Annotated in this window: 14 protein-coding genes; 5 read left to right on the top strand and 9 right to left on the bottom strand. The window is 64.3% G+C overall.

All coding sequences use genetic code 11. From position 1 onward, the window contains the following. Positions 1-108: 108 nt before the first annotated feature. From AC07FD_RS39365 to AC07FD_RS39340, 6 genes are all read right to left on the bottom strand, one after another. Entirely contained in the window at positions 109-1,107 is a 999-nt protein-coding gene (locus AC07FD_RS39365) for an ABC transporter ATP-binding protein (RefSeq protein WP_478354186.1), read from the bottom strand. A 15-nt stretch (positions 1,108-1,122) separates the two neighbouring features. Further along, entirely contained in the window at positions 1,123-2,184 is a 1,062-nt protein-coding gene (locus AC07FD_RS39360) for a Gfo/Idh/MocA family protein (protein ID WP_478354185.1), read from the bottom strand. Then, positions 2,181-3,020, bottom strand: coding sequence for a carbohydrate ABC transporter permease (locus AC07FD_RS39355; protein ID WP_478354184.1), 840 nt, complete (start codon positions 3,018-3,020; stop codon positions 2,181-2,183). The genes AC07FD_RS39360 and AC07FD_RS39355 overlap by 4 nt, the downstream gene beginning before the upstream one ends. A gap of 10 nt (positions 3,021-3,030) precedes the next feature. After that, positions 3,031-3,960: a carbohydrate ABC transporter permease gene (locus AC07FD_RS39350; protein ID WP_095083654.1), complete on the bottom strand. Its 930-nt coding sequence runs from the start codon at positions 3,958-3,960 to the stop codon at positions 3,031-3,033. Between the two features lie 255 nt (positions 3,961-4,215). Beyond that, complete coding sequence (locus tag AC07FD_RS39345; protein ID WP_478354183.1) at positions 4,216-5,475, bottom strand: ABC transporter substrate-binding protein; 1,260 nt, start codon at positions 5,473-5,475, stop codon at positions 4,216-4,218. A gap of 2 nt (positions 5,476-5,477) precedes the next feature. Then, a complete protein-coding gene (locus tag AC07FD_RS39340; RefSeq protein ID WP_478354182.1) occupies positions 5,478-6,437 on the bottom strand; it encodes an N-acetylmuramic acid 6-phosphate etherase in 960 nt (319 codons plus the stop codon). 198 nt (positions 6,438-6,635) lie between these two features. On the opposite strand from AC07FD_RS39340, the gene AC07FD_RS39335 reads away from it, so the two are divergent. From AC07FD_RS39335 to AC07FD_RS39315, 5 genes are read left to right on the top strand one after another with little or no spacing between them, the layout of a single operon-like run. Then, on the top strand, positions 6,636-7,517 hold the full coding sequence (locus AC07FD_RS39335; protein ID WP_478354181.1) for a glucosamine kinase nucleotide-binding domain-containing protein: 882 nt from the start codon (positions 6,636-6,638) through the stop codon (positions 7,515-7,517). Continuing rightward, the gene (locus tag AC07FD_RS39330) at positions 7,514-8,296 is read left to right on the top strand and encodes a GntR family transcriptional regulator (RefSeq protein WP_111545308.1); all 783 of its coding nucleotides are present in this window, start codon (positions 7,514-7,516) and stop codon (positions 8,294-8,296) included. The genes AC07FD_RS39335 and AC07FD_RS39330 overlap by 4 nt, the downstream gene beginning before the upstream one ends. A 53-nt stretch (positions 8,297-8,349) precedes the next feature. Continuing rightward, positions 8,350-9,363, top strand: a complete 1,014-nt coding sequence (locus tag AC07FD_RS39325) for an SIS domain-containing protein (protein WP_478354189.1) — start codon at positions 8,350-8,352, stop codon at positions 9,361-9,363. Beyond that, on the top strand, positions 9,360-10,535 hold the full coding sequence (gene nagA, locus AC07FD_RS39320) for an N-acetylglucosamine-6-phosphate deacetylase (protein WP_478354180.1): 1,176 nt from the start codon (positions 9,360-9,362) through the stop codon (positions 10,533-10,535). The genes AC07FD_RS39325 and nagA overlap by 4 nt, the downstream gene beginning before the upstream one ends. A 9-nt stretch (positions 10,536-10,544) precedes the next feature. Beyond that, positions 10,545-11,657 (top strand): NAD(P)/FAD-dependent oxidoreductase, encoded by a 1,113-nt coding sequence (locus tag AC07FD_RS39315; RefSeq protein ID WP_478354179.1) that lies wholly within the window; start codon positions 10,545-10,547, stop codon positions 11,655-11,657. A 24-nt stretch (positions 11,658-11,681) separates the two neighbouring features. Here the strand turns inward: AC07FD_RS39315 and AC07FD_RS39310 are convergent, their stop codons facing one another. The 3 genes from AC07FD_RS39310 to rpe all read right to left on the bottom strand — a co-directional run bounded on the left by AC07FD_RS39310 (position 11,682) and on the right by rpe (position 15,175). Beyond that, a complete protein-coding gene (locus AC07FD_RS39310; RefSeq protein ID WP_478354178.1) occupies positions 11,682-13,187 on the bottom strand; it encodes a malonate--CoA ligase in 1,506 nt (501 codons plus the stop codon). Positions 13,188-13,358: 171 nt separating this feature from the next. Then, positions 13,359-14,105 (bottom strand): GntR family transcriptional regulator, encoded by a 747-nt coding sequence (locus tag AC07FD_RS39305; RefSeq protein ID WP_457150522.1) that lies wholly within the window; start codon positions 14,103-14,105, stop codon positions 13,359-13,361. A gap of 392 nt (positions 14,106-14,497) precedes the next feature. Further along, entirely contained in the window at positions 14,498-15,175 is a 678-nt protein-coding gene (gene rpe, locus AC07FD_RS39300) for a ribulose-phosphate 3-epimerase (RefSeq protein WP_478354177.1), read from the bottom strand. Between the last annotated feature and the right edge of the window lie 127 nt (positions 15,176-15,302).

The following is a 15,302-nucleotide window of genomic DNA, read 5'->3' as shown; positions in this document are numbered from 1 at the left end:
CGATCAGGCGTGCATCGACACGATCATTCTTGGCCAGGCAGCCAAGAGCGCCTCGGCGCTACGCGCCGATCCACCTTCTCCCACAGGGGGAGAAGGGAGGCCGGCGCTTTACTTCAGCACCTTCCCATCCGCCCCAAACCGATAGGTCTTCGCCGGATCCGGCGTCGCGTAGAGCGTGGCGCCCGGCTGGGCGTCGTAGACGCCGAAGATGCGCACGGTGATCAGGCCGGCCTTCTCGCAGTCGAGATAGAGATTGGTGTCGGCGCCGAGATGCTCGGCGTGGACGACCGTGCCCTTCCAGGCGCCGGATTTCGGATCGACGGTCAGATGCTCCGGCCGCACGCCGATGGTCTTGGCGGTTTCACCAAGCCTGGCGCCGTCGACGAAGTTCATCTTCGGCGAGCCGATGAAGCCGGCGACGAACTCATTCGCCGGCGAATTGTAGAGTTCCATCGGGCCGCCGATCTGCTCGATCCTGCCGGCGTTCAGCACCACGATCTTGTCGGCCAGCGTCATCGCCTCGACCTGGTCGTGGGTGACGTAGATCATCGTCGCCTTCAGCCGGCGGTGCAGCTGCGCGATCTCCAGCCGCGTGTTGACGCGCAATGCGGCATCAAGATTCGACAGCGGCTCGTCGAAGAGAAAAAGCTTGGGCTCGCGCACCACGGCGCGGCCGATGGCGACGCGCTGGCGCTGGCCGCCGGAGAGTTCGGCCGGCCGCCTTTCGAGATAGGGCTCCAGCGACAGCATCGAGGAGGCAATGCCGATGCGGCGGTCGATCTCGGCCGCCGGCGTGCTCGCCTGCTTCAGCCCGAGGCCCATATTGTTCTTCACCGTCAGATGCGGGTAGAGCGCATAGGTCTGGAACACCATGGCAATGCCGCGCTTGGCGGGCGGCGTGACGGAGACGTCCTGGCCGTCGATGACGACCCGGCCCGAGGTCGAATCCTCCAGCCCGGCGATGACCCGGAGCAAGGTCGACTTGCCGCAGCCCGACGGGCCGACGAAGACGACGAATTCGCCGTCCGTCACCTCGAGGTTGATGCCCTTCAGCACCTCGACCGGCCCGAAGGCCTTCTTCACGTTCTCGATGTTCAGCGAGCCCACGGCTTCGTCCCTGTTCTAGAGTTTGACGGCTGCGCCGCTGCGCACGCTCTCGTCTGCGGCAAGGCAGACGGCGAGCGATTTCACCGCGTCGTCCATGTGCCTGGTGAGATCAATATCCTCGCGGATCGCCTTCAATACGAAGGCCTGTTCGAGATCGCAGAGGTCCTGATGGCCGGGCTCGCCCGCCATCGACAACATTTCATCAGGCTTGGCGAACCTGCCGTCCGGGCCGGTCGCGGCACTATGCAGGCGGATGGTCGAGGTCTTGGTGTGGGTGTCGATGTCATCAGACTTCACACCCTCCTTCATGACGATCGACACGCAGCCATTGGGCGAGATGACGTCCTTCACGAAGAAGGCCGTTTCCGAAATCATCGGCCCCCAGCCGGCTTCGTACCAGCCGACCGAGCCGTCATCGAACAGAACCTGCAGATGGCCGTAATTGTACATCGACGGCGCAACCTCCTCGGTCAGCCGCAACCCCATGCCGCGCACCTCGACCGGCCTGGCGTCGGTGATCTGCAGCATCACGTCGAGATAGTGCACGCCGCAGTCGACGATCGGCGACGTCGTCTGCATCAACTGCTTGTGCGTGTCCCAGGTATGGCCCGAGGATTGCTGATTGAGATTCATGCGGAACACATAGGGGCCGCCGAGCTTGCGTGCCTCGGCGATCAAGCGGACCCAGGACGGGTGGTGTCGCAGGATATAGCCGATCACCAGTTTGCGGCCATTGGCCTTGGCCGCCGCGACGACGCGCTTGGCGTCCGCCACCGTCGTTGCCAGCGGTTTCTCGACAAAGACATGGCAGCCGGCCTCGAATGCTCGCACCGCATAGTCGGCATGGCTGTCCGAATAGGTGGCGATGCAGGCGACATCGGGCTTTTCCTCGCGCAGCGCCTCGTCGAAGGAACGCCTGATGCCATAGCCGGACAGTCCCTCCGACAACGGCACGTCGGAGCGGTTGACCAGCGCTGCGATCTGGAAGCCCGGATTGGTGTGATAGGCCAGCGCATGGCTGCGGCCCATATTGCCGAGGCCGGCGACGACGACGCGAAGAGGTGTCTGCGAACTCACTTGACGGCTCCCGAGGTGATGCCGCGGATCAGCTGCCGCGAGAAGATGACGTAAAGGATCAGCACCGGCATGATCGCCAGCGAGAGTGCGGCCAGGATCGCGTTCCAGTTGGTGACGAACTGGCCGAGGAACAATTGCGCGCCGAGCGTCACCGTCTTGGTCTCTTCCGACGGCGCCAGGATCAGCGGGAACCACAGATCGTTCCAGATCGGGATCATGGTGAAGACGGCGACGGTGGCCATCGACGGCCGCACCAGCGGCAGCACCAGCCGGAAGAAGATGGTGTATTCCGATAGCCCGTCGATGCGGCCGGCGTTCTTCAGGTCGTCGGACACCTGCTTCATGAATTCCGACAGGATGAAGATGGCGAGCGGCAGGCCTTGCGCGGTGTAGACCAGGATCAGCGCCGTCAGCGTGTTGACCAGGCCGCTCGCCACCATCAGCTGCAGGATGGCGACGGTGCCGAGGCGGATCGGGATCATGATGCCGAGCGCCAGATAGAGCCCCATCAGCGAATTGCCGTGAAAGCGGTATTCCGACAGCGCGAAGGCGGCCATGGCGCCGAACAGAAGCACGAAGAACAGCGAAGCGACGGTGACGACGAGGCTGTTCTGGAAATAGTGGATGAAATCGCCCTGGCCTATGACGGTGGTGTAGCCGATCAGGTCGAAGGTTTTTGGCGTCGGCGGTGTCAGCGGCGCGCCGAAGATGCCGGCGCGGGACTTGAACGAATTCATGATGACGAGAATCACCGGAAACAGCGCGATCGCCGTATAGGTCAACAGGATCGCGTGGGCGCCGATGGTGCGGGGCAGGGAACGGGTGGCGGTGCTCATCTCTTGCCCCTCAGAACTGGTAGCGACGCAGGCGCGTCTGCACGAGGAAGAGATAGACGCAGACGCCGCCAAGGATGATCAGGAACATCATCGTGGCGATCGCCGCGCCCATGTTGGGGTCGCCGACCTGCAACTGGAAGCCGAAGAAGGCGCGGTAGAGGAAAGTGCCGAGAATATCGGTCGAATAGTTCGGCCCGGCGAGCGCGCCTTGCGCGGTGTAGATCAGGTCGAAGGCGTTGAAATTGCCGACGAAGGTGAGGATCGAGATGATGCCGATCGACGGCAGGATCAGCGGCAGCTTGATCTTCCAGAACTGCGACATGCCGGTGATGCCGTCGCATTCGGCTGCCTCGATCACCTCTTCGGGGATCGACAGCAGGGCGGCATAGATCAGCATCATCGGGATGCCGACGAACTGCCATACCGAGATCAGGCTGAGCGCCGTCAGCGCGTATTCTTCCTTGCCCAGCCAGGGCGTGAACAGGCTTTTCAGGCCGACGAGATCGAGGAGATGCGGCGCCACGCCCCACAAGGGCGACAGGATCAGCTTCCAGGCGAAGCCGACGATGACGAAGGACAGGATGGTCGGCACGAAGATCGCCGTGCGGTAGAAGGCCGAGAATCTCAGTCTCGGGCTGGACAGAAGTGCAGCCAGCATGACGCCGATCGGGTTCTGCACCAGCATGTGGATGATGAAGAACCAGGTGTTGTTCCTCAGGGCGTTCCAGAAATTCACCGACCAGTTGGGGTCGCCGAACAACGTGCGGAAGTTTTCCAGCCCGACGAACACCTGGTGCTGCTCGATGTTGCGGAACAGCGACAGCTGCAGTGTGCCGGCCAGCGGCAGGATCATGATCGCCGTATAGACAAGCACCGCCGGCGCCAGGAAGACGCCAACGTGCCAACGGAACGGTCTTTTCGGTCGTGTGTCTGCGGCCATGAGTTCGGTCCTCGCCGTCTCTCGGTTCCAAATGGGTGTTGATCTAGATGATGCCTCGATGCACGGCCCGAACATTCTTGCCCGGTGCGGCAAGAACAAAGGCCTGCGACTGATCAGCTAGCCTTCCCCAAGAAAAGCAAGGGTAAGGCCGAGAGGCGGTGCCGACAATCGCTATCTGAACGGGCGCAATCTGAAGAACCAGTGTAGTCCGAGACCGGCCAGGCGTACGCCCGGCCGATCTCGTTGCCTGAGCTCTTACTTCGCCGGCTTGTACCAGCTATCGAGGCCGGTCTGCAGCTTCTTGGCCGCAGCTTCCGGGGTGTCGGTGCCGTTGATGACGTTGGCCGATTCAACCCACGTCTCGTTTTCGAGGTTCGGCGTGCCGCGCGACAGGATCTGGTAGGTCGAGCGGATCGTCGACTTGCACTTGCCGCGCCAGGAGACGAATTCCTGCGCCAGCGGGTCTGCCATCTTCACCGGCGAGGAGTTCAGGCTGAAGAAGCCTGGCAGCGCGTTGGCGTAGATGGTGGCGAAATCCGGCGAGGCGACCCAGGACAGGAAAGTCTTGGCCGCATCGGCGTTCTTCGAAGCCGCATTCAGGCCCATGCCGATATCGGTATGGTCGGAGATGTAGCAGGTATCGCCGGCCTTCTCGACCGGAGGCGGGAAGGCGCCCATCTTGAACTGGGCCTGGGTGTTGAACAGGCCGATTTCCCACGAACCGGCCGGGTAGATGGCGGCGCGGCCAAGCGTGAACAGGTTCTGGCTGTCCGGATAGGTCTGTGCTTCGAAGCCGTCGCCGAGATACGGCTTCCACTTGGCCAGTTCCTCATACGGCGCGACCCAGTCCTTGTCGGTCAGCTTCTGCTCGCCCTTGATCAAGGCAGCGCGACCGTCCTCGCCCTTCCAGTAGTTGGGGCCGATGTTCTGGTAGCCCATGGTCGCGGCTTCCCAGAGATCCTTGGTGCCCATCGCCATCGGGATGTAGGTGCCGTCGGCTTTGATCTTGTCGAGTGCGGCGAAGAACTCGTCGCGGGTCTCCGGCACCTTGATGCCGAGCTTGTCGAAGGCGTCCTTGTTGTAGATGAAGCCGTGGATGACCGAGGCCATCGGCACGCAGAAGCTCGCCTTGCCGTCGTCGGTCTGCCAGGCGGACTTGGCCACTGGCGAGAAATTGTCCATGCCGGGCAGCGCCGAGAGGTCGGCAAGGTTGCCCTTCTTGAACAGTTCAAGCGACTTGTCGAACGGGCGGCAGGTGATCAGGTCGCCCGCCGAGCCGGCGGCGAGCTTGGCGCCAAGGGCGGCGTCATACTCGGTCGGCGCCGACGGTGCGAACACCACCTTGATACCCGGGTTCTTGGCTTCGAAGGCCGGGATCAGCTTGTCCTTCCAGATGGCAAGGTCGTCACCGCGCCAGCTTTCGATGTTGAGCGTTACGTCGCCGGCATAAGCCACCCCGGCCGAGCCGAGAATGCTGGTGCCCAGAAGCAGTGCCGTCAGTAGTTTCGTTGTCATGCTCAGTCTCCCTGTTGACCTTTTTCAGGTTCGGTTTTGATGAGAACAGAGGCAGCGCGCCCCTTGCTCCCCTCGATCGCGGAAAGCGCCGGCCTCAGCTTCTGGCCGGTTCCTTCCAGCAGTTTCTCCGCCGCATCGGCGCTGTCGGCGCCGGCGGCGAGCAGAATGGCGGTCTTGACCGCGCCGCCGCTCTTCTCGAGCAGGCGGGCCGCTTCGTCCCTGCCGCGCCCGCTGACGGCGGCGACGATGCGCGCCGCGCGGTCGCGCAGCTTGATGTTGTCGGCCATCAGGTTGACCATGTAGCCATCATGCACATGGCCGAGATGGACGGCGGTCAGAGTCGACAGCATGTTGAGCGCGATCTTCTGGGCGGTGCCCGCGCCCATGCGCGTCGAACCGGCAATCAGTTCCGGCGGCGTTTCGAGCAGGATCGCGGTTTCCGCCTGCCGCAGCAGAGCCGAGTCCCGGTTGTTGGCGATGCCGATGGTGGCGGCCCCGCAAAGGGCGGCCTCCTCGATAGCCCGCACCGCATAAGGCGTCGTGCCGCTGGCCGAAATGGCAATCAGGCAATCGCCCTCGCCGATGCCGGCGTTGATGACGGCTGCTGCCGCCTCCTCGGTGTCGTCCTCTGGACCGCCGGTCAATGTCCGGAAGGCTTCGTCGCCGCCGGCGATCAGGATGGCGATGCGGTCACGGTGAATGCCGAAGGTGCCCGGAAGCTCAAGCGCATCGGCCAGCGCCATCAGGCCTGAACTGCCGGCCGCGGCATAGGCAAGCTTGCCGCCGCTGCTCAACTTGCCGGCGATGATCTCGGCCGCCCTGGCGATGGAGGGGATGGCCTGGCGCACGACTTTTGCAGCCTCGATCTGCGCGTCGGCCAAATAAGAAAGGATGGCGTCCGGGACCTGGATATCCAGCCCCTCGGCATTTTGGTGAAGCGCTTCGGTGCGCGTTTCGGCCATCCCGGTTCCTCCAATGGAGAAACAATACCAAAAAAATACCACTTGTCCACATGCATTAACGAATTCGCTGGCTAGAAATCACTGAGCCGACGAAATGCCTAGGTTTTTCAATAAAATACGGCTTAATCTTTTTGAAACGGAAATTAAGCCTTGGCTATTGGTATTTTATTGGTATTATCCGCCCGGAGGAGAAAACGCGTGAATTTCGTGCTCGGTATCGATGGCGGCGGCACCAGCTGCAGGGCCGCCCTGGCAACTGCGGATGGCGCCGTCATTGGCCGCGCCAAGAGCGGCGCCGCCAACATCCGCACCGATCTCACCGGCGCCCGGTCGAACATCGTCGAGGCGGCACGGCAGGCGTTCATTGCCGCCGGGCAAGATCCGGAGCTGATCCCGCAGACACCGGCCATTCTCGGCCTTGCCGGCGCCAATGTCGGCACCTACCGGCAGCAGCTCGAAGCGATCCTGCCGTTCAGCATCAGCCGTGTCGAGACCGACGCCGAGATCGCGCTGGAAGGGGCTGTCGGCTCCGGCGACGGCGCCATGGCGATCCTCGGCACCGGCACCGCCTATATGGCGCGCAAGAACGGCAAGTCGCGCGCCATCGGCGGCTGGGGCTTTCAGGTCGGCGACCAGGGCAGCGGCGCCCGCATCGGACGCGACCTGCTCGAACAGACGCTGCTTGCCTATGACGGCGTCCGCGAGGGCTCGCCGCTGACGCAGAGGATGCTGGCGGTCTTCCGCAACAATCCGCAGGATGTGGTCGAATTCACCACCAATGCCAAGCCCGGCGATTTCGGCGGCTTCGCGCCCAAGGTCTTCGAGCATGCCGAAAAGGGCGACAGCGTTGCCAACTGGATCCTGGACAGGGTGGTCGCCGATGTCGAAGCCGCGCTCGGCGCGCTCGACCTTGCGGATGACGCGCCGCTGTGCCTGCTCGGCGGCCTGGCGCCGCTTTACGCGCCGCGCCTGTCGGCCCGCTACCGGGCGCTGCTGAAGCCGCCGCTCGACGATGCATTGGGCGGCGCCGTGCAGATGGCGGCGCGCCTTTTCGCCCGGCCAACGGAGGCGGCTCGATGAATGATGCCGCCGACCAGATCTTCGCCACTCTGAAACAGTCGTCGCAAAGCGGCGCGCCACTTTATCTGCAACTCAGGAAAAGCATCGAGGACGCAGTCAATCGCGGCCTGATCGGACCGGGTGACGCACTGCCCTCGGAGCGCGACATCGCAAGCAAGGCCGACATTTCGCGCGTCACCGTACGCAAGGCGGTGCAGGACCTGGTCAAGGGCGGTATCCTGGTGCAACGCCATGGCTCCGGAACGTTCGTGGCGCCGCGCATGGAGCGCGTCGAGCAGTCGCTGTCGCGGCTGACCTCGTTTACCGAGGACATGGCGCGGCGCGGCATGGCGGTGCGTTCGGCCTGGCTCGACCGCGGCCTTTATGCGCCCTCGCCCGACGAGATGATGGTGCTCGGCCTGTCGTCGAACGAACTGGTGGCGCGGGTGGCGCGCCTGCGTATCGCCAACGACACGCCGCTGGCGATCGAACGCGCCTCGCTGTCGGCCAGCGTGCTGCCCGACCCGGCGGGAATAGGTTCCTCGCTCTATGCGGCCCTGGAATTGACCGGCAACCGGCCGGTGCGGGCGGTGCAGCGCATCTCCGCCGCCAACCTCGGCGACGGCGACGCGCGCCTGCTCGAGGTGCCGCCGGGCATTGCCGGCCTGCACATCGAACGCATCTCCTATCTGGCGAGCGGCAAGGTGATCGAATTCACCCGTTCCATCTACAGAGGCGACGCCTATGATTTCGTCGCCGAACTGCGGCTGACAGGGCCGAGCGAAGAGGGCCGACCATGAGTACAGAGTCGACAATGCCGACTGAGCCGACCAAGTCGGCTGGAATGACCCATATGCGGCGCGAGATCGAAGAGATCCCGCTGGCTGTCGCCCGCCTGCTCGACGGCTCCGGCGCCGTGCTGACCGAGGCCGGGCGCGGCATCCGCGAACGCGACCCGCAGTTTGTCGTCACCGTGGCGCGCGGTTCGTCCGACCATGCCGCCACCTTCATGAAATATGCCGTCGAGCTGACCGCAGGCCTTGCAGTCGCGTCGGTCGGTCCGTCGATTGCCTCGATCTATGGGGCCGAGCTCAGGCTCGGCGGTTCGGCCTGCCTGGCGATCTCGCAGTCGGGCAAGAGCCCCGACATCGTCGCCATGGCCGAGACGGCGCGGGCCGGTGGCGCACTGACCATCGCCATCACCAACACCGCCGATTCGCCGCTGGCGCGCGCGTCGGATTATGCCATCGATATCCTGGCCGGGCCGGAGCGCAGCGTCGCGGCGACCAAGACCTTCATCAATTCCGCCGTCGCCGGCCTTGGCCTGATGGCGCATGCCACTGGCGACGAGGCGTTGCTGGCGGCGCTCTTCCAATTGCCCGAGCATTTCCGCAAGGCGATCGCCTGCGACTGGATGACGGTGCTGTCCGAAACGATCGAGAAGCAGAAGTCGCTGTTCATCCTCGGCCGCGGCCCGTCGGCGGCGATGGCCAACGAGGCGGCGCTGAAGTTCAAGGAGACCTGCGGCATGCATGCCGAGGCCTATAGTGCGGCCGAAGTCATGCATGGCCCGCTGGCGCTGATCGGCCCGGACTTTCCGGTGCTGGCGCTGGCCGCGCGTGACGCATCGGAGCCGTCGGTCGCCGAGGCCGCCGACAGCCTGGCGGCCAAGGGCGCGCCGGTGTTCGTCACCTCCGCACTTGCCCAGCGCGCCGTGCGCCTGCCGCATGTCGCCACGGGCCATCCGCTGACCGATCCGCTGACGCTGATCGTCTCCTTCTATATGTTCGTCGAGGCGTTTGCCCGCCATCGCGGCCTCGATCCGGACACGCCGCGCAATCTTCGCAAGGTGACGGAGACCGTATGAGCGACCGTTTCGCCCTGACTGGCGCCCGCATTTTCGACGGCGACGACTGGCATGACGGCGCCGCACTTGTCGTGCGCGACGGCCTCGTCGAGGCCATCCTGCCCGCCGGCGCCATTGCCTCCGACATCCGCGTCGTCGCGACCGGCGGCGGCATGCTGGCGCCCGGCTTCGTCGACCTACAGGTCAATGGCGGCGGCGGCGTCATGCTCAACGACCACCCCGATGTCGCCTCGCTCGAAACCATCTGCCGGGCGCATGCGCCCTTCGGCACGACGGCGCTTCTGGTGACGCTGATCACCGACACGCCCGACATCACCGCTGCCGCTGCCGCCGCCGGTGAAGCTGCGGCGCTGCGGAAGCTGCCGGGTTTCCTCGGCCTGCATCTCGAAGGCCCGCATCTGTCGATCGCCCGCAAGGGCGCGCATGATCCGGCGCTGATCCGGCCGATGCTTGACGCCGACCAGGCGAAGCTGATCGCGGCGCGGCAGAAACTGCCGGTCCTTTTGACCACCATCGCACCAGAATCCGTCGAACCGGCGCGCGTCTCGGCGCTGACCAGGGCCGGCGTCATCGTCAGCCTCGGCCATTCCGACACCGGCTACGCCATGGCCAGCACCTTTGCCGAGGCCGGTGCCTCGATGGTCACCCATCTGTTCAACGCGATGAGCCAGATCGGCAACCGCGAGCCCGGACTGGCTGGTGCCGCCATCGATATCGGCTCCCTGTCGGCCGGCCTCATCGCCGACGGCATCCATGTCGATCCCGCCACTATCAAGATCGCGCTGCGGGCCAAGCAGGGACCGGCCCGGATCGTGCTGGTCACCGACGCCATGGCGCCGATTGGCACCGACATGACCTCGTTCACGCTCAACGGCCGCACCATCTACCGCAGGGATGGCAGCCTGCGGCTTGCCGACGGCACGCTGGCGGGTGCCGATCTCGACATGATCTCGGCTGTGCGCTTCATCCACCGCGTCGTCGGGGTCGAGCTTTCCGAGGCCTTGCGCATGGCCTCGCTCTATCCGGCACAAGCGATCGGCCAGTCGCACCGGCTCGGGCGCTTCGCCAACGGCACGGCAGCCGATATCGTTGCGCTGTCGGACGGTCTCGACATCAGAGGCGTCTGGATCGGCGGCGAGAAGGTTTTTGCAGGCTTCAACAGCGCTGGGTGATATCAGGCCATGCATGACATCGATTGCGTCATTGCAGGAGCAGGTGTCGTCGGGCTCGCCATCGCCAGGGCGCTCGCCCTGTCGGGCCGAGAGGTGCTGGTGGTCGAACAGGCCGGCGCGGTCGGCACCGTCACCAGTTCGCGCAATTCGGAAGTCATCCATGCCGGGCTCTACTATGCGCCGGGCAGCCTGAAAGCCCGGCTCTGCGTCGAAGGCCGCCAGCGGCTCTATGCCTATTGCCGCGAGCACAATGTTGCCCATGCGCGCACCGGCAAGCTGATCGTCGCCGTCGAACCGGGCCAGTTGGACAGGCTGGATGCGATCAGGGCCAACGCGCACAGTTGCGGCATTGGCGATCTCGAAATCTTGACGCAGGCACAAGCCGAGAGCCTCGAACCCGCGCTGGAATGCGCCGGCGCGTTGCTGTCGCCATCGACCGGCATCATCGACAGCCAGGCACTGATGCTGTCGCTGCGCGGCGACGCCGAGGCCGCCGGTGTATCCTTCGCCTTGGTCACGTCCGTTACCGGAGCGGCGATCGAAGCCGATGGGATCCGGATCGATACGCGCGATGCCGATGGCGAGGGCTTCGCCCTGAAGGCCGGCGCCTTCGTCAACGCCGCGGGCCTCGATGCGCAGGCTCTCGCCGGCCGCATCGAAGGTTTTCCGCAACACCTTGTTCCGCAGCGATGGCTGGCGCGCGGCAATTATTTTTCACTCTCGGGCCGGTCACCCTTCTCGCGGCTGATCTATCCGGTGCCGGTCAATGGCGGCCTCGGCGTCCATCTCACCCTCGATCTGGGCGGCAGCGCGCGCTTCGGTCCGGATGTCGAATGGATCGACAGCGTGGATTATACGGTCGACCCTGCTCGTGGTGCGGCCTTCTACGGCGAGATCAGGCGCTATTGGCCCGATCTTGCCGACGGCGCCTTGCAGCCGGCCTATGCCGGCGTCCGGCCAAAATTGTCCGGCCCGGGCCAGCCTGCGGCCGACTTTATGATCCAGGGTCCGGCCGACCATGGCACAGGGCCGATCGTCAATCTGTTCGGCATCGAGAGCCCCGGCCTGACGGCAAGCCTGGCGATCGCCGAGCATGTCGTCGAGCTGCTGTACCCCGGCTGACGAGCTGCCTGCGCACGTCCAGGCTTACGATGTGTAGAGACCCCTGTAGGTATCGCGCAGCAGGTTCTTCTGCACCTTGCCCATGGTGTTGCGCGGCAATTCGTCGACGAAGATCACCTGCTTCGGGTGCTTGTATTTTGCGACGCGTTCAGCGATGGCGCCGAGAATTTCGGCGCCGGTGATGTTCGAAGCCGGCGACCGCACGACGACAGCGGTGACGCCTTCGCCGAAATCGGGATGGGCAACGCCGATGACAGCGCTTTCGGTTACCCCGTCAAGCGCGTCGATCTCGCTTTCGAGCTCCTTCGGATAGATGTTGTAGCCGCCGGAAATGATCAGGTCCTTGCCGCGGCCGACGATGTGGACGTAGCCGTCGGCGTCGACAATGCCGAGATCACCGGTGATGAAGAAGCCGTCGGCGCGGAATTCCGCCTTGGTCTTTTCCGGCATGCGCCAATAGCCGCCGAAGACGTTCGGTCCCTTGACCTCGATCATGCCGACCTCGCCTTGGGCAAGCGGCCTGCCAGTGTCGGGATCGGCAATGCGAAGCGCTACGCCCGGCAGGGGAAAACCGACCGTGCCGGCGCGCCGCTCGCCGTCATAGGGGTTCGAGGTGTTCATGTTGGTCTCGGTCATGCCGTAGCGTTCGAGGATCGCGTGGCCGGTGCGCGCATGCCAGGCCTTGTGCGTCTCGGCCAGCAGCGGCGCCGAACCGGAAATGAACAGGCGGATACTTTTCGCCGCCTGACGGTCCAGCCCGTCCTGCTGCAGCAGGCGCACGTAGAAGGTCGGTACGCCCATCAGAGCAGTGGCTCGCGGCAAAAGCGAGACGATGCGGGCCGGGTCGAATTTCTGCTCGAACAGCATCGAGGCGCCGGCCATCAGGACGACGTTGGTGGCAACGAACAGACCATGGGTGTGGAAGATCGGCAGCGCGTGGATCAATACGTCGTCGGCCGTGAAGCGCCAGTGGTCGACCAGCACCCGCGCGTTCGAAGCAAGGTTCTCGTGGCTGAGCATGGCGCCCTTCGAGCGGCCCGTCGTTCCCGAGGTGTAGAGGATCGCCGCGAGATCGTCCTTGGCCCGCACCACGTCGTGGAAGTCCGCCGGCAATCGCGAGGCCTGATCCGTCAGCGATCCCTCGCCATTGCGGCCGAGCGTGACGGTGACGGCGCCCGATTTTGCGCCGATGTCGGCCTCCCTGGCCGGATCGCAGACGACCAGCCGTGGCGCCGCGTCGCCGAAGAAGTACTCCAGCTCGGCCAGCGTGTAGGCGGTGTTGAGCGGCAGGAAGACGGCGCCGGCACGCAGGCAGGCGAGATAGAGCAGGACGGCTTCGGGGCTCTTCTCGACCTGCACGGCGACCCGATCGCCCGGCTCGACATCCAGTTGCAAGAGCGCATGCGCGAGCTGCGCCGACCGCGCCAGCATATCGCCATAGGTCAGCGAGCGGCCATCATCGGTTTCCATCAACAAGCGATCGGGGGCCGGCATCCGGGAACGGAACGCGTCGAACAGATGGTTGCTCATGAAGTCTTCCCGGGGATAGTGACGGCGGCGCCGGGCATGCTTTTCGAGCGGCATGCATGGGCGGCGAAGAGTTCGCGGTTCTTGGCCGCGCCGTCAAGACCCGCGGACAGGTGTTTGCCCGTGGCGCCCATGGGCTGCAGGGATGGCTGCAAAAGACTGCCGGACCCGACGCTATCGCCGGGCGCGTGCGGCCTTGCCGGCGACCGACTTTAGGCCTTCCGATTGCCTGATGCGTTCCATGCACATGGCAGCGGTCAGCTGGTAGTGATTGATCAGCGCTTCGACGGCGCCGTCGGCATTGCCGTCCAGCGCACATTCGGCGATCCGGCGATGCTCGCCGAAATCGTCGCGCTGGGCGCTTTCGCTGTCACTCGCCATTTGCCGGTAGCGGTAGGCGTGATCGGAAAGCTGCTCGCAGAACCCCACCAGCCATTGCGACCGGCAGGCCGAAATCAGGACGCGATGGAAGATGCGGTGCAACTTCTCCCAATCGGGATTGAGCGACGAGTGATTCTGCGGCGAAAGACGTGACGCACGCCCCAGGCGATGCAGCGCCAGCACGAGTTGTTCTTCCCATTCGGCGGTGCGGTGGGCGATGGATTCGCGAAGAGCCCGTTCCTCGAGCCAGCAACGGGTGCGCGTCAGCTCTTCGAGCTCCGCCGCGCTGACCGGCATGATGAAGAAGCCGCGCTGGTCGTGCCGGCCGAGAAGCCCTTCCGAGGCGAGGCGATTGAGCGCCTCGCGGACAGGGGAAGCGCCGGCTCCATATTTGGAGACCACCCATTCGACCCGCAGCTTGCTCTCGGCTTCAAGAACTCCACCGAGAAGGTCATCCCGCAATTGGTGATAGACCGTGCTGGCAAGCGTGCTCTTGGGCCCTGCGCCGTCGTCGTTCAGATTGGCAGCTCCGTATGTCAAAGCGACTCCTTGTCCCCAAATTATGTTTGGGCAATTCGAGTCCGAAGCATCCCCCTTCGTACACGTACCATATCGCGTCTGGCCTCGGAGGCTCAAGCAGAAGATCACGCTATTGTACTTAAGCACGAAGAAATATACGGCATTTTGCCGTTCAGCAATGCAAATTCGCGTATTTCTACAACCTTCGGAAACTTAACATGTTTTGTATGCACGCAGCATCATCTGTTTCTTGTGTGCACGCGCGATCGTCTTTTCTGCCGCGCGCAAAAGACGGACCGAATCAAGCCTCTCGTCCAGGCCCGATGCTTCGCGAATCAGACTCTGACGGACCCTGCCGGGCATGAGAGCCGTTGGCGGCCAATTGGAATTGAAGACAGGATGAACGCCGTGGACTAGCTAGCTGCCTTGTCGGCGGCCGTCCTGATCACCTGAATGTTTTGCCGGTAAGCGTCGACACTGCCGCCCTTGAAGATCGCGGCGCCTGCCACCAGCACGTCGGCACCGGCGGCAGTGACCAGCGGCGCGGTTTCGGCTGACACACCTCCGTCGATCTCGATGCGGATCGGCCGGCCGCCGATCAGCGCCTTGACCCGCTTCACCTTGTCGACGATCGCCGGAATGAAGGCCTGGCCGCCGAAGCCCGGATTAACGGTCATGATCAGGATCAGATCGAGCCGGTCGAGCACATATTCGACCGCACTTTCCGGTGTTGCCGGATTGAGCGACACGCCGGCCTTCTTGCCAAGGTTCCTGATGGTCTGCAGCGAGCGGTCGAGATGCGGCCCGGCCTCGGCATGCACCGTCATGCCGTCGCAGCCAGCGTCGGCGAAGGCGGCCAGATAGGGGTCGGCCGGCGCGATCATCAGATGGCAGTCGAAGAAGGCCTTGGTACGGTTGCGGATCGCCTTGATCACCGGCGGGCCAAAGGTGATGTTGGGGACGAAATGTCCGTCCATGACATCAAGGTGAATCCAGTCGGCGCCGGCAGCCACCACCGCTTCGACTTCATCGCCGAGCCTGGAAAAATCCGATGCCAGCACCGAGGGTGCAATCAAGGTTTTTTTGCTCATGGGCGCGGCCTTTCCGAGCGCCCTTCTCATCCGGCCACTCAATCGACTGCCTAATGCGCCGCAGGTGACTTGTCGAGTGCACAGGCGGCTGGCTGCACAGGCTACGTGCCGCCCATGTCGGCTGCCG

The organism is Mesorhizobium waitakense (assembly GCF_056431085.1).
Note: the sequence above shows the minus strand (reverse complement) of the source record. Positions and strands in the feature narration are given on the sequence as shown.

What these genes read in the sequence shown, in the direction of transcription:
- AC07FD_RS39355 (WP_478354184.1), bottom strand. Translation starts at nt 3,020, where the DNA reads ATGAGCACCGCCACCCGTTCCCTGCCCCGCACCATCGGCGCCCACGCG.
- AC07FD_RS39350 (WP_095083654.1), bottom strand. Translation starts at nt 3,960, where the DNA reads ATGGCCGCAGACACACGACCGAAAAGACCGTTCCGTTGGCACGTTGGC.
- AC07FD_RS39345 (WP_478354183.1), bottom strand. Translation starts at nt 5,475, where the DNA reads ATGACAACGAAACTACTGACGGCACTGCTTCTGGGCACCAGCATTCTC.
- AC07FD_RS39340 (WP_478354182.1), bottom strand. Translation starts at nt 6,437, where the DNA reads ATGGCCGAAACGCGCACCGAAGCGCTTCACCAAAATGCCGAGGGGCTG.
- AC07FD_RS39330 (WP_111545308.1), top strand. Translation starts at nt 7,514, where the DNA reads ATGAATGATGCCGCCGACCAGATCTTCGCCACTCTGAAACAGTCGTCG.
- AC07FD_RS39325 (WP_478354189.1), top strand. Translation starts at nt 8,350, where the DNA reads ATGCGGCGCGAGATCGAAGAGATCCCGCTGGCTGTCGCCCGCCTGCTC.
- nagA (WP_478354180.1), top strand. Translation starts at nt 9,360, where the DNA reads ATGAGCGACCGTTTCGCCCTGACTGGCGCCCGCATTTTCGACGGCGAC.
- AC07FD_RS39315 (WP_478354179.1), top strand. Translation starts at nt 10,545, where the DNA reads ATGCATGACATCGATTGCGTCATTGCAGGAGCAGGTGTCGTCGGGCTC.
- AC07FD_RS39310 (WP_478354178.1), bottom strand. Translation starts at nt 13,187, where the DNA reads ATGAGCAACCATCTGTTCGACGCGTTCCGTTCCCGGATGCCGGCCCCC.
- rpe (WP_478354177.1), bottom strand. Translation starts at nt 15,175, where the DNA reads ATGAGCAAAAAAACCTTGATTGCACCCTCGGTGCTGGCATCGGATTTT.